Origin of the sequence: Pseudomonas sp. CCNWLW23, assembly GCF_037095675.1 — a bacterium.
GTDB lineage: Bacteria > Pseudomonadota > Gammaproteobacteria > Pseudomonadales > Pseudomonadaceae > Aquipseudomonas > Aquipseudomonas atacamensis.
The window spans coordinates 90,451-104,249 of record NZ_JBAWKM010000009.1; the positions used below are offsets into that span (position 1 = coordinate 90,451).

The 13,799-nt window shown below is 58.8% G+C and carries 16 protein-coding genes; 15 read left to right on the forward strand and 1 reads right to left on the reverse strand.

Annotated features, from left to right (window positions below):
- Positions 1-19 precede the first annotated feature (19 nt).
- On the reverse strand, positions 20-2,602 hold the full coding sequence (mutS, locus tag V8J63_RS13680; RefSeq protein WP_056783236.1) for a DNA mismatch repair protein MutS: 2,583 nt from the start codon (positions 2,600-2,602) through the stop codon (positions 20-22).
- 202 nt (positions 2,603-2,804) lie between these two features.
- Here mutS and V8J63_RS13685 point away from each other — a divergent pair, with 202 nt between their 5' ends.
- The 15 genes from V8J63_RS13685 to V8J63_RS13755 all read left to right on the forward strand — a co-directional run bounded on the left by V8J63_RS13685 (position 2,805) and on the right by V8J63_RS13755 (position 13,798).
- Entirely contained in the window at positions 2,805-3,548 is a 744-nt protein-coding gene (locus V8J63_RS13685; RefSeq protein WP_110600122.1) for a LexA family transcriptional regulator, read from the forward strand.
- Between the two features lie 518 nt (positions 3,549-4,066).
- Entirely contained in the window at positions 4,067-4,483 is a 417-nt protein-coding gene (locus V8J63_RS13690; RefSeq protein WP_016771447.1) for a tail fiber assembly protein, read from the forward strand.
- Positions 4,484-4,746: 263 nt separating this feature from the next.
- Positions 4,747-5,019: a tail fiber assembly protein gene (locus tag V8J63_RS13695; RefSeq protein ID WP_232245514.1), complete on the forward strand. Its 273-nt coding sequence runs from the start codon at positions 4,747-4,749 to the stop codon at positions 5,017-5,019.
- 139 nt (positions 5,020-5,158) lie between these two features.
- Positions 5,159-5,497 carry a phage holin family protein gene (locus V8J63_RS13700; RefSeq protein WP_016771446.1) on the forward strand — a complete coding sequence of 113 codons (339 nt, stop codon included), beginning with the start codon at positions 5,159-5,161 and terminating at the stop codon, positions 5,495-5,497.
- Between the two features lie 71 nt (positions 5,498-5,568).
- Positions 5,569-6,090 (forward strand): hypothetical protein, encoded by a 522-nt coding sequence (locus V8J63_RS13705; RefSeq protein WP_110600120.1) that lies wholly within the window; start codon positions 5,569-5,571, stop codon positions 6,088-6,090.
- Positions 6,091-6,093: 3 nt separating this feature from the next.
- Complete coding sequence (locus V8J63_RS13710) at positions 6,094-6,702, forward strand: phage baseplate assembly protein V (RefSeq protein ID WP_336464194.1); 609 nt, start codon at positions 6,094-6,096, stop codon at positions 6,700-6,702.
- Positions 6,703-6,716: 14 nt separating this feature from the next.
- Positions 6,717-7,049 carry a phage baseplate protein gene (locus V8J63_RS13715; RefSeq protein ID WP_130926909.1) on the forward strand — a complete coding sequence of 111 codons (333 nt, stop codon included), beginning with the start codon at positions 6,717-6,719 and terminating at the stop codon, positions 7,047-7,049.
- Positions 7,046-8,041, forward strand: a complete 996-nt coding sequence (locus V8J63_RS13720; protein WP_130926908.1) for a baseplate J/gp47 family protein — start codon at positions 7,046-7,048, stop codon at positions 8,039-8,041. Before V8J63_RS13715 ends, V8J63_RS13720 begins: the two co-directional genes overlap by 4 nt.
- Positions 8,038-8,673 carry a phage tail protein I gene (locus tag V8J63_RS13725; protein WP_130926907.1) on the forward strand — a complete coding sequence of 212 codons (636 nt, stop codon included), beginning with the start codon at positions 8,038-8,040 and terminating at the stop codon, positions 8,671-8,673. Before V8J63_RS13720 ends, V8J63_RS13725 begins: the two co-directional genes overlap by 4 nt.
- Positions 8,674-10,551: a phage tail-collar fiber domain-containing protein gene (locus V8J63_RS13730; protein WP_336464195.1), complete on the forward strand. Its 1,878-nt coding sequence runs from the start codon at positions 8,674-8,676 to the stop codon at positions 10,549-10,551.
- Positions 10,552-10,560: 9 nt separating this feature from the next.
- Positions 10,561-11,103, forward strand: a complete 543-nt coding sequence (locus V8J63_RS13735) for a DUF4376 domain-containing protein (RefSeq protein WP_336464196.1) — start codon at positions 10,561-10,563, stop codon at positions 11,101-11,103.
- A gap of 100 nt (positions 11,104-11,203) precedes the next feature.
- Positions 11,204-11,389, forward strand: a complete 186-nt coding sequence (locus tag V8J63_RS13740) for a hypothetical protein (RefSeq protein WP_039762525.1) — start codon at positions 11,204-11,206, stop codon at positions 11,387-11,389.
- A 2-nt stretch (positions 11,390-11,391) separates the two neighbouring features.
- Positions 11,392-12,558 (forward strand): phage tail protein, encoded by a 1,167-nt coding sequence (locus V8J63_RS13745; RefSeq protein WP_336464197.1) that lies wholly within the window; start codon positions 11,392-11,394, stop codon positions 12,556-12,558.
- Positions 12,558-13,064, forward strand: coding sequence for a phage major tail tube protein (locus V8J63_RS13750; RefSeq protein WP_039762530.1), 507 nt, complete (start codon positions 12,558-12,560; stop codon positions 13,062-13,064). Before V8J63_RS13745 ends, V8J63_RS13750 begins: the two co-directional genes overlap by 1 nt.
- Before the next feature lie 152 nt (positions 13,065-13,216).
- Complete coding sequence (locus V8J63_RS13755; RefSeq protein ID WP_024011850.1) at positions 13,217-13,798, forward strand: phage tail assembly protein; 582 nt, start codon at positions 13,217-13,219, stop codon at positions 13,796-13,798.
- The last annotated feature ends 1 nt before the right edge of the window (position 13,799 follow it).

Here is a 13,799-nt window from a genome sequence, read left to right on the forward strand (position 1 = left end):
ATATCCGCTTCTTCAGTGCTTATATCCGGTTCTTCAGTGCATAGAGCATTTCCAGCGCACGCCGTGGTGTCATGTCGTCGAGATCCACCTTCGCCAATTCATCCAGCACCGGATGCGGCAGCGAGGCGAACATGTCGCTTTGCTGCGGTGTCGACGGCTTGCCCTTGGCTGCCGGTTTCGGCGCCTCGTGGGGCAGGGCTGTGTCTTCCAGACGACTCAGATGCTCACGCGCGCGCAGGATCACTTCGCTCGGCACACCAGCCAGTTGCGCGACTGCCAAGCCGTAGCTCTGGCTGGCCGGCCCAGGCAGAACATGGTGCAGGAACACGATGCGTTCGTTGTGCTCGGTCGCGTTGAGGTGGACGTTGGCCACCAACGGCTCGGCTTCCGGCAACACGGTCAGTTCGAAGTAGTGCGTAGCGAACAGCGTATAGGCACGCAGATGAGCCAAGCGCTCGGCCGCCGCCCACGCCAGCGACAGACCGTCAAAGGTGCTGGTACCGCGCCCGACTTCGTCCATCAGGACCAGACTGCGCTCGGTGGCGTTATGCAGGATGTTGGCGGTTTCGCTCATCTCGACCATGAAGGTCGAGCGACCGCCGGCCAGATCATCGCTCGAACCGATACGGGTGAAGATGCGGTCGACCAGCGACAACTCGCAACTGGCGGCCGGCACGAAACTGCCGATATGCGCGAGCAACACGATCAACGCGGTTTGCCGCATGTAAGTGGATTTACCACCCATGTTCGGGCCGGTGATGACCAGCATGCGCGTATTGTCGTCCAGGCTCAGATCGTTGGCCACGAACGGCGTGGTTAGCACTTGCTCGACCACTGGGTGACGACCCTGAGTGATGCGCATGCATGGCTCGCTGACGAAACGCGGGCAGTTCAGGTCAAGATTCAGCGCACGCTCGGCAAGGTTGCTCAGCACATCCAGCTCGGCCAAGGCGCCGGCGGTGTCCTGCAACGGCGGCAACTGGCTGATCAAGTCTTCGAGCAGCGCTTCATAAAGCATCTTTTCCCGAGCCAGCGCGCGACTCTTGGCCGACAGCGCCTTGTCTTCGAATTCTTTCAGCTCGGGCGTGATGAAACGCTCGGCGCCTTTGAGCGTCTGCCGGCGGATGTAGTCAGCGGGCGCCGATTCAGCCTGCTTGCTCGGCAATTCGATGAAGTAGCCGTGGATGCGGTTGTAGCCAACTTTTAGATTGGCCAGACCAGTACGGGCCTTCTCCCGGGCTTCCAGATCGATGAGGAACTGGCCGGCGTTTTCGCTCAGCGATTGCAGTTCATCGAGTTCGCTGTCGTAACCGGTTTTCAGCACGCCGCCGTCACGGATCACCGCTGGCGGATTGTCGATGATGGCTTTTTCCAGCAATGCGGCCAGTTCCGGATAGGTGCTGGTGGTGGCCGCCAGATGCTGCAGGTGCGGCGCTTCCAGATCGGTCATCGCCACTTGCAGTTCGGGCAGTGCGCCGAGAGCGTCACGCAGACGCGCAAGGTCACGTGGTCGAGCATTGCGCAGACCGATACGCGCCAGAATCCGCTCGATGTCGCCGATTTCCTTGAGCTGCGGTTGCAGCTTTTCAAAACGGTAGCCGTCGAGCAGGCAGCGAATCGACGTCTGGCGTGCCAGCAACACGGTGAGGTCGCGCAACGGCCGGTTCAGCCAACGAGTCAGCAAACGGCTGCCCATGGCGGTCTGGCAACGATCGACCACCGATTGCAGCGTGTTGTCGCGGCCACCGGCCAGATTGGTGTCGAGTTCCAGATTGCGCCGGCTGGCGCCGTCGAGCACCACGGTGTCATCGAGACGTTCGTGACGCAGGCTGCGCAAGTGGGGCAGGGCGGTGCGCTGGGTCTCTTTGGCGTAGGCCAGCAGGCAGCCGGCAGCGCCGATGGCCAGGGTCAGGTTTTCGCAGCCGAAGCCTTTCAGGTCTTGAGTGGAAAACTGCTGGCAGAGACTTTTCAACGCCGAGTCACGCTCAAAGTCCCACGGCGCACGACGACGTACGCCACGGCGTTTCTCCGCCGGCAGGTCCTTTGGCCAGTCATCTGGAATCAACAGTTCCACCGGGTTGACCCGCTCCAGTTCCGCCAGCAGGTTTTCCCAGCCTTTGATCTCAAGCACGGTGAAGTTGCCGCTGGTGATATCCAGTACTGCCAGACCGAACAGGCGCTCATCGCCCAATACCGCTGCAATCAGGTTATCGCGGCGTTCATCGAGTAACGCTTCGTCGCTGACTGTCCCCGGCGTGATGATCCGTACGACCTGGCGCTCCACCGGGCCTTTGCTGGTGGCCGGGTCGCCGACTTGCTCGCAAATCACCACCGACTCGCCGAGCTTGACCAGTTTCGCCAGGTAACCTTCCGCGGCGTGGTAAGGAATCCCACACATCGGAATCGCCTGACCCGCCGACTGCCCGCGCGCGGTCAGGGTGATGTCCAGCAACTTGGCGGCTTTCTTCGCATCTTCGTAGAAGATTTCGTAGAAATCGCCCATGCGATAGAACATCAGCTGGTCCGGGTGCTGATTCTTCAGGCGCCAGTATTGCTGCATCATCGGAGTGTGGGAGGACAGGTCGGAGACGGCTTTATTCATCGGATTGTCGGGCAACTCGTTAAAAGATGTAGGGCAAAGCGCGGGCAGTGGCCGGGCTTTTCCGCGATGGGCGCAAGGTTACCATGGGCAGTCAGCCCGACGCAGGCACTGCGGTCGGGTGAGCGTTTACTTGCACAGAAAAGTTGATCTATGCACGATTTATGCAAATCAGCATTTGTCTTCGCGAAAAACTTCAAGCACTATGCGCGTTATGCAAAAACGCAACGTTTCCTCCGTCTTAAGAGCACTGCTCGACCAGCACGGGATCTCCCCCACGGAGCTCCACCGTCGCACCGGCGTGCCTCAATCAACGCTCTCGCGGATTCTCAGCGGGAAGATTGTCGATCCTTCGGATAAACACATTTCGAAGATCGCCGAGTATTTCAACGTCAGCACAGATCAGTTGCGCGGGCGCGCGGACGTCGCGCCAACGACCGGCGGCACTCGCGCTGACGTGCATGCGGAACTCAAGGACATAAGCCTGTGGGACGACGACACCCCCGTCGATGACGACGAGGTGTCGGTGCCCTTTCTACGTGAGGTTGAATTGGCTGCTGGATCAGGAAGATTCGTCATCGAAGAGAGCGAGCGCTCTAGCCTGCGCTTCGGCAAGCGCAGCCTGCGCCACAACGGCGTGCAGTTCGACCAGGCCAAATGCGTGACGGTGCGCGGCAACAGCATGTTGCCGGTTCTGCGCGATGGCGCCACCGTCGGCGTCAACGCCGGCAAGTGCGGCATCGGCGACATCATTGATGGCGATCTCTATGCGATCAATCACAACGGCCAGCTGCGCGTGAAACAACTCTATCGCCTGCCCACCGGCATCCGTCTGCGCAGCTTCAATCGCGACGAGCATCCGGACGAGGACTACAGCTTCCAGGAAATCCAGGAAGAGCAGATCGTCATCCTCGGTCACGTCTTCTGGTGGGGCATGTACGCCCGCTAGCCCCTTTCGATCCAACTGAAACCTGCCCCTCGGCAGGTTTTTTTTCGCCTGCAGAAATCTCCCCACCCCTTGGCCCGCCTGGGTTTCATGCATATGCGCAAATTTAATGCATAAATAAATGCATTTACGCATTGACTGTATATGCATCCATGCATATTCTTGCCACCAAGCCGCTCGACAAAGCGGCTGGCAAGACAAGCTCTTTAGTTCAACAAGAACAGGCAGCGATGAACCGGCCTTAACGGTTCAGAGGGTTGGCAACTGACCCGGGTGTGCAGCGTAAAGCACCAGAAGCAGTTATCCGGCGGGCAGGGACCGCGGTCGGAAAAACAATCTGAATGGACTCGTACCGCGCCAGTAGCGCCGAAAAGTCAGCTTCCTTCTCGAACACAGGATTGGAAGGAAGGCGAAGGAGCGCATTACTGAAAAGCCCGGTGTACAAGCGCCGGGCTTTTTGGAATGCCTACCGGGCAGGAACTGAAACGCCGGGATGCCGGCACTCAATAAGGATGATGAACATGAAGAAATACGCACGTGTCGTCGCTGGCAAAGTCGACAACATTTTTGAAACCGCGAACCCGATCACCGATGAGTTTCCGGCGGACCAAGTCTGGGTGGATGTCAGCGCATTGCCCAAGATCGATTATTCCTGGAACGCGGTGAACACCGACGGCGTCTGGACATTTACTGATAGCGATATGTGGGGGCAACCGTCCATGTTGGCTATTCAAATGCGTAACGAAAGAGTGACTCGTTTCGATAAAGTCAACTTCACCCTGACATCGTCCGCGCTGGTACAAAAAGTCGAGCTGGGGCTGGCTACACCTGCTGAAGAGGCCGCACTGCTGGCCTACAAGCAGTTCTTCATCGCGATGAGCCAAGTCAACAAACAGCCGGGCTATCCACTGAGCGTCATTTGGCCTGAAGTGCCATAAGCGACATTTGACGCATCCGCAATATTGAAATGCGCAGTGCATTACTGAAGAGCCTGGCCTTGTTGCCGGGCTTTTAAATACCTGCCAGTTGCACGGCGACATTCCTGCCAAAGAGTAAATGAGGAAGACCCAATGAGTCTTTACGCACTGGTTGAATACAACCGAGTTGTTCAGTTGAAAGAAAGTGAAGTGATTCTTGAACCACTCGCTTCGCCAACCTCGGTTTGGGTTGATGTAACCGGCAGTACGGATATTCGGGTGGGTTGGAGCGCTACCTTCAATGGGGTCTGGACCTTCTCTGCACCGACGAAGAAGAACTGCGAAACAAAGCCGAACAGCAGAAGTGGCAATTGCTGAATGGGGCCGCCAACTGGTTACTGATGAACTCGCTGCAGTTCAAAGTCGACGTCGGCGTCGCCACCAGCGAAGACCAGGCTCGGCTGTTGGCCCAAAAGCAATACTGCATCGCCCTCAGCGACATCGATCAGCAGTCGGGTTATCCGGCGAACATCGAGTGGCCAGTCGCACCTTACTGATTCCAACTCGAGTAATCGATCGGCGGGACCGCATTGCTGAAAAGCCTGGCGCAAGGCCGGGCTTTTTGGAATGCCTGCCTGAAGAGACATTATTTGAACTCAATTCCCATCTATCACCCACTGCCCACGGAGGCGTGACATGACAAACGAGCAACAAGCGTTGGCGGACATGCCGATCTGGCTGGTCATCCTCCTCGCTGTCGTCGGCGGGGTGTCCGGCGAAATGTGGCGCGCCGACAAGGAGGGCGCCCGCGGCTGGTCGCTGGTGCGGCGTCTGGCTCTGCGTTCCGGCGCCTGCATGATCTGCGGCGTGTCGGCAATCATGCTGCTGTATGCCGCCGGCATGTCGATCTGGGCCGCTGGTGCGTTTGGCTGCCTGACCGCCATGGCCGGCGCCGACGTCGCCATCGGCCTTTACGAACGCTGGGCGGCCAAGCGCATCGGCGTCTGTGACGTGCCGCCGCGCGACCAGCCTTAACCCTGAATATTTTTCCGTGCCGCCATGTCGGCGGCAGGGCTGCACGTGGACGATTGAAAAGGAGGTCATGTATGCCCACACCGATCCAGCAGCCGTCGCAACTGTTCACAGCCATCGCGACGACACTGCGCAACACCGCCGGTCTCAACCTCAATGTCGGCAGTGACGCTGACTTCACAGCAGCGGGCGAACAGGCTTGGGTACTGATTGACTTTGACCGAAATGCGTCCGGCATGCGCGCCGCTGATGGGCGTATCGCTCATGTCATGACGTTGTCACTGCAAGTCATCCCGGCGCTTTCTGCGACCGCTTTTGCAGCGTGCGATCTGATCGCCGTGCTGAAAAACCTGATCACCGACAACCGCTGGGGATTGCCCGGCGATCAATGCGATCTGCCCCTGAATATCGATGGCTTGCCGTCGTTGCTTATCAGTGCTGATCAACAATACAAAGCCTGGACCCTGACCTTCGAGCAGACGCTCTACCTCGGCTCGACCTTGCTCGACGATCCACTGGGCATGCCGAAATTCGCTCGCACCTGGGAAGTCAGCAACATCGACGATCCAGACCAGTACACCGCGCTGGAGGGCTGACCGATGTTCGATTCATTACTGCGCATGCAGCTTGGCCCGATCATTGAGCGTCTGGCGGAAATGGAAGCGGAAATCGAAGACTTGCACCGCCGCGCCGAGAGTTTCTGTCGCATTGGCATCTGTCAGTCAGTTGATGCGGCGAGCAATACCTGCCAGGTCAGCCATGGTGGATTGCTCACCCCAGCGATCAAGTTCTTCAATCCTAGCGCCGGGGCGCAAAGCGAATCGCGCATCCCAACGGTGGGCGAGCAGTGCCTGCTGTTCAACTATGGCAGCGGTGAAAGCGGTGCGCAGACTGTGGCGTTGTTCGGCTTGAACAGTGACCGTTTCCCCCCGGCCTCGACTGTGCCGACGCTGACCCGTCGGGTACATCAGGACGGCAGCGAAAGCGGTTACGACGACGCCAGCCACGCCTTGCACTGGCTCAACGGACCCGCGCAATTCAACGGGTCTCGCGAGTCGCTCGAACTGAGCATCGGACCTGCACGTCTGGCCATGACGCCACAATTGATCACCCTGCAACTGGGCGCCGTCGGCTTGGGCATCGACGCCTCAGGCGTGCACTTCAGCGGCCCCTTGGTCGATCACCAGGGCCGCGTCATCAGCCCCTGATTCAAGAGCCTCCCATGATCGGAATCGATAGAGACAGCGGGGCTACGGTCGACGACTGGCTGCAATTCGTGCAGCGCGCGACCCGAGCCCTGACCACACCGCTTGGCACCCGGCAAAAACGGCCATTGTACGGATCGCTGATCCCCTCGCTGTTGGGACAGAACCTCGGTGACGACATTCTGCTTCTGGCACAGAGCCACGCCGCCCAAGCGTTCTACAACTCGCAAAACGGCATCGACGATTTTCAGCCGCAAGTGATTGTCGCCAGTCGTCACGGCGACGGCCTGCTGCTGCGCTTCGCCGGCACCTGGAAAAACCGCCAACAAACCTTCGAGGTGCTGACATGAGCATGCTGATCCCTGGCCAGAATCAGCTGGCCGAACCCGCGCTGATCACGGTCGAAGCGTTCGAAGACTTGCTCGCCGAGTTCAAGACTTTCGTCATCGAATACGTGGGGGCTCGCTCGCCGGCCAGCGCCGTGAAACTCAAGGCGAGTCTGGAAAACGAAAGCGAATTGCTGACCCTGGCGCTGGAAGCGTTCTGCGTGCGTCTGCAAACCCATGAGCGTAAATACAATGCACGCATCAAGCAGATGCTGGCGTGGTGGGCGACCGGCAGCAATCTCGATGCGCGGCTGGCGGACATGGGCTTGGAGCGGCAGTTGCTCGATCCCGGCGACCCGGCGGCATTCCCGCCGGTACCGGCGATTTACGAAAGTGATGACGATGCTCGGCTGCGTTATTACCTCGCGCCCCATGCACCGTCGGCGGGTTCGCGGATGCAGTATCGCCGCGAAGTCTTTACGCTCGGCGAGCGTCCGACGGTGCAAGTCGAATCCACCGAGGCGGGTGTGGTAAATGTCACTTACACCTTCAACCCGGACGGCCTCGCCGCGCAGGTCAAGGATGGCAATGGGCGGCGCACTGCGCCGGGCGAAGTGCAGGTCACCGTGCTTTCGCGAGAAGGCGATGGCACACCTTCCGAAGCATTGCTCGACGGCGTCCGTCAGCATTTCGCCCGACCGGATGTGCGCCCGGAAACCGACCTCGTCACCGTCAAGGCTGCCGAGATCCAGCGCTACAAAATCCGCGTCGTCGCCAAGATCAATTCCGGTCCCGATTCGGGCCTGACCAAGGTCGCCGCGCAAGCGCAATTGCAGGCCTACGCCGACAGTTGCCATCGCCTCGAAGGTCGGGTCGATCCGAGCTGGATCGACTACACGTTGCACAGCGCCGGCGCCGTACAACTGCAGATTCTCGAACCGCTGGCGCCGATCGTCACCACCGCTTTTCAGGCGCCTTATTGCACCGCGGTCGAAGTCGAGGTGCTGACGCTATGAGTGAAAAAACTCAGCGCCCGACCTTACTGCCAGCCAACAGCTCGGCACTTGAGCGCGGACTGGATCTGGGCTTCGGCGCCTTGCTCGATCGCATCGCACCGCCGTTCCCGGAACTGATGAATCCCAGCGAAACGCCGATGGCCTTCCTGCCTTATCTGGCTGCCGATCGTGGCGTCGCCGAATGGAGCACTGATGCGCCGGTGGCGGAGAAGCGCCTCACCGTCGAACTGGCCTGGCCCACCGCGCGCCAGGCCGGCACTCGCAAGGCACTCGAAAACGCCGCCAAGGGTTTGCAACTGCGCCCGGAAATCCGCGCTTGGTACGAACAGACACCGCCCGGCTCGCCGTACAGCTTTTCCGTGCGTGCCTTCAGCGAACAACCCTATAGCGAAGAAATCGATGCACGTCTCGACCGCCGTCTGGCCGATGCCAAAAGCGAGCGGGACATTCTTTCGGTGTCGGTGGGCTTGAGCGCGTTCGGCAATCACGTCATCGGCGCCGCTACGTTCTGCGGCGAACTGACCACGGTTTATCCGGTGTTCGTCGAAGGCCTTGAAACCTCTGGCGAGGCGTTCATGGCCGCTGCGTTGTACACCGTCGAAACATCCACTATTTATCCTCAGGGGGCCTGAATGGCTGACTATTACACCCTGCTCACCAACGCAGGGATTGCATACGAAACGGCGTGCAAGGCCGCCGGTACGCCGATCAAGCTGACGCAGATTTCGGTCGGCGACGGCGGCGGCGCGGTCTACAACCCGGCTGCCACCGCGACCGCTCTGAAACGCGAAGTCTGGCGCGGACCGCTCAACGCACTGTTCCAGGATGAGAAAAACCCGAGCTGGCTGCTCGCCGAAGTGACCATTCCTCCGGATGTTGGCGGCTGGTATGTACGGGAAGCGGGGCTATGGACTGACACTGGTGTTCTCTATGCCATCGTCAAATATCCGGAGTCGTTCAAACCGGTGCTGGCGACGTCGGGCTCGGGTAAAGAGTTCTACATTCGCTCGATTTTCGAGACCAGCAATGCCTCGCTGGTGACCTTGTTGATTGATGACACCGTGGTCAAGGCTACTCGTGCCTGGGTCATGAGTTATCTGGCCGAAGAACTCGGCAAGCTCGATGGCAAGCAGTCGGTGCGCGTTGCGGCTACCACCAACATCGTGTTGAACGGTGCGCAGCAAATTGACGGGGTCGCAGTGATTGCTGGCGACCGCGTGCTTGTTGCGAATCAGACGCTGGCCAAGGACAACGGCCTGTGGATCGTTGCCAATGGCGAATGGGTGCGGGCCACCGATGCCAATAGCAGCGCCAAGGTTACGCCGGGCCTGACGGTCATGGTGGAGGAAGGCATAGCGAATGGAGATTCGCTGTGGCACTTGACCACCAATGCGCCAATCATACTCGGTACGACTGCGCTGACATTCAAGATGCTCGCGGGCCGCACCGGAATTGCGGCCGGGACTTACAAGAGTCTGACCGTCGACGAATATGGCCGGGCAACGGGGGGAGCAAATCCTCAGACGCTGGCCGGGTTCGGGATCAAGGACTCCTACACCAAAACTGAAATCGAGGGAATGATTGCAAACGCCTCGATGCTACCAGTAGGCACGATTGTTGCGTTCCCGGGCGCTACACCGCCGGTGGGTTTTCTCGAACTCGATAACAGTGTCAAGAGTGCTGCTCTTTATCCTGACCTGAATGCTTACCTGGCCGGCAAGTACAACAAAGGCGATGAAGGGGCGGGCAATTTCCGTTTGCCAGATGGGCGCGGTGAGTTCTTGCGTGGCTGGGATCATGGGCGCGGTGTTGATGTGGGGAGGACAATTGGGAGTTCTCAGGTAGATACATTGCAGAACATCACTGGAGCCTTCGATGGCTATCTTGATATCACCACAGCAGGTGGTGCGTTCTCGTTAAGTAACATGAGCATCTCTTCAACTCCGCTCAACCAGAAAAACGCCTACCATGGCGTGTACTTTGATGCTTCAAAAGTGGCGCGTACTTCTACGGAAACCCGTCCCCGAAATCTTGCAGTCATGTGGTGCATCAAAGCCTGGAACGCCCCGATCAATCAGGGCAACATCGATATCGCCGCGTTGGCCGTTCTCGCACAGCAAGCCTCGGAAATCAATCAAGGTACAGCGAAAGTAGCGACCCAAGCGCAGACCAATACCGGCGCCGATGACAGCGTTATCGTCACGCCGAAAAAATTGACGTGGGGCTTTCAGTTTCAGAAAAGTGGTATCGGCTACTGTGTTTTCCCGTCCTGGCTGGGTGGCTTCACTATTCAGTGGGGCGTGTTCAGCATTGTCTCCAGTACGACTGATCAAACAATTAGCTTTCCTCTCACGTTTCCTAATGCCGCGTTGTCAGCCGTCGCGCTCAGTGACTATACCCCTGGTTCCGGGTCGGTCGGATTCGTCGCGATGGGGGCGTTGAACAAGAACGGCTTTACGGTTCGCTCGTCTTCCGGAACTTCAACGCGATGGCTCGCAGTCGGTTGCTAAGGGAAAAACATGACTAAAAAATATATGACGTTCGATGAGTCAGGCTCCATTAAAGACCGCCTGATTCAGGGGGTTTGCGACATTCCTGAGGGCGCGATATGCATCAGCGAAGAACTTTGGCTGCAATCTGCAACAGACCTGACAGGACATTGGTGCCTAATCGACGGAACGCTGACCAAGGTTCCTTTTGAAATCAAACCAGACTTCGCGAAGTTAATTGCTGCAGAGCGTTTTCGCCGCGAAACATCTGGTGTCGTATTTGAAGGCTTCGTCGCTGATACCACTCGAGACGGCCAGGCATTGATCGCCGGCGCTGCGGTAGCGGCGATGCTTGATCCGACTTACAAATGTGCATGGAAGTTTGCTGAAGGTTTCGTCGAGTTGCAGGCTGCCCAAATAATCGCATTGGCAACCTCGATTCGAACCTACGTTCAGGATTGTTTTGATCGTGAACGAGCTTTGTTGTCAGCAGTCGAGTCTGGTGAGTGTTCTGAGGACATGATCCTGCAAGGTTGGCCGAATTCGGGCCCTCTGCAAAAAGCGACTCAATAACAACGCCCCGCATTGCCGGTTTTTTTGCATACATAAAACAAGTCAACACCCGCCAAGCCCCTCCCCATGAGGGGCTTTCCCGTTTATGGAGAAACGAAAAATGGCAACCCGCCAAACCTACACCGTGCTCGTCCCATTCCCCACCGGAGGTGGGCATTGGTCGAGCGTTGGTCAAGAACTCGATCTGCTCGACGTCGAGGCCAGTGCCTTGCACTTTGCCGGTCGACTTGAGCCGAAAACCCCTATCACCCAGGCCAAAAAGGCCGCTGCCAAGAAGGCTGACTGAACATGGCTGAGGTTCTGAACTTCGAGCACAACGGCATTACCGTCAATGCCACTGAATCCCCCGAGGCCATGGGTGGCCTGGGTGACAACGTCATCGGTCTGGTCGGCACCGCGCCGAAAGCCGATCCGCTGATTCCGCGAAACGCGCCGTTTCGCATCAACAGCTTCACCACCCATGCGCTGCTCGATCCGACTGGGTCGGAAGAGGGCACGCTGTATCACGCGGTTTACCAGATCCTCAAAGTGGTCAAGGTGCCGGTATACGTGGTCATCGTCGAGGCCGGCGCAACTCCGGCCGACACGGTCAACAATGTGATCGGCGGTGTCGAGCCGTCGACTGGTCGCAAGCTGGGTCTGGCGGCACTGGGCAGTGCCCCGGAAGACCTGACCATCATCGGCGCGCCGGGCTTCACCGGCAGCAAAGCGGTGGCCGGTGAGTTCGCCGCGTTCGGCAAGCGCATCAAGGCCCGGGTGGTGCTGGACGGCAAGGATGTGTCGGTGGCCGATCAGGTCCTGTACAGCCAGGAACTCGGCGGCGCCGAACTCGGTTTCGACCGTTGCCTGGTGGTGCACAACATGCCTGCCGTGTATTCGAAAGCAGCGAAGAAAAACGTCTTCCTGTCCCCCTCCAGTCTGGCGATTGCCGCGCTGGCCAAGGTCAAGCAATGGGAGAGCCCGGGCAACCAAGTGACCTTCGCCGAAGACGTTTCGCGGGTCGTCGAGTACAACATCCTCGACACGTCCACCGAAGGCGATCTGCTCAACCGTTACGGCGTCAGCTACTACGCCCGCACCGTGCTCGGCGGCTTCTCGCTGCTGGGTAACCGCTCGATCACCGGCAAGTTCATCAGCTACGTCGGCCTCGAAGATGCGATCAGCCGCAAGCTGGTCAAGGCCGGCCAGAAAGCCATGGCCAAGAACCTCACCAAATCCTTCATGGATCAAGAGGTCAAGCGCATCAACGACTGGCTGCAGACCCTGGTCGCCGACGAAACCATTCCCGGCGGCAGCGTGTATCTGCACCCGGAACTCAACAGCGTCGAGAAGTACAAGAACGGCACTTGGTACGTGGTCATCGACTACGGCCGCTACGCGCCGAACGAACACATGGTTTATCAACTCAACGCCCGCGATGAAATCATCGAGCAGTTCCTGGAGGACGTTCTCTAATGTTTACCAACCGCGTAAGACAGGCCATCGCGGCCACCCTGCAAGGCCTGCCGTTGTCGGCGACCGTTGAGGAATTCACCCCGCCGAAAATCGAATTCGACATGGAAGAGATGCGCGGCGGGCGCTTCATCGTCGAAGAAATGGCCAAGGGCGGCAAAGCGCTCGGCGCCAAGCTGACCCTGCAAGGCCTCGGCGCCGAGGTGCTGCTGGCGCTGGGCGTGAAGCTCGGCGACGACATCCTGCTGAACGTGCGTGAAGCTGGTCAGGATCAGGACGGCAATACCTGGTTCACCTACCACACCGTCGGCGGCCAGTTGAAATCCCTTGAGGAAACCGCAGTGAAAATGGGCGAGAAGCCCAAGACCAATCTGGAACTGTCCTGCCGCACCTACAACCGCCTGGAAAACGGCGTGCCGGTGATCGACATCGACGTGCGCACGCAGAAGTTCGTGCTCAACGGCGTCGACATCCTTGGTGATGCACGGCGCGCGGTGTTGATGCCGTAAACCCCGCTTTACCGGCAAATCACAAAACCCTGTGGGAGCGAGCCTGCTCGCGAAAGCGGTCGTTCAGGTACATCAATGTCGAATGTGCCAAAGCCTTCGCGAGCAGGCTCGCTCCCACAGTGGATCTAAACGAATCACCAAGGAATTCATACATGCCGTGGATGCCACCCCAACACGAACTGCTGTCACCGATCACCGGCGACGATGGCTCGCAGATCGAATCGATCCAGCTCAAACCGCTGCTCTACGCCGCACAGAAAGAAGCGCTGGAACGCGCCGGCGATGACGAAGACGATCAGTTCTTCGAGCTGGCGCTGCTCGCCACCGGCCTGTCGGTCAAGGAACTCGATCAGCTCAAGCGCCCGGACTACGTGAGCATCGCCCAGTACGTCCATGAGATGTCGACCCGGCCGAGTTCGTACTTTCTCGACCAGATCGAGGACGCGGAGAAATCCAACGATCCCGACCAGGTGCAATTGCTGCAGCCGCTCGCCGTAACCGGCCGCACCGTCGACTCGCTGAGCCTGGAAATGCCCGTGCTGCGCGCAACCAAAGTGATGAAGAAACTGAAAACGGCCAAGGAACGCGCCGAATTCATCACTGCCCACTGCACGGGCCTGATGATCCCCGATCTGGCCCAGCTGACCGTCCCCGACTGGACGCAATTGCAGGTGCGCATCGACGATTTTTTAAACCAGCCGGCGGCCTACTTTCGGAACGCGACATCGAAGTAAT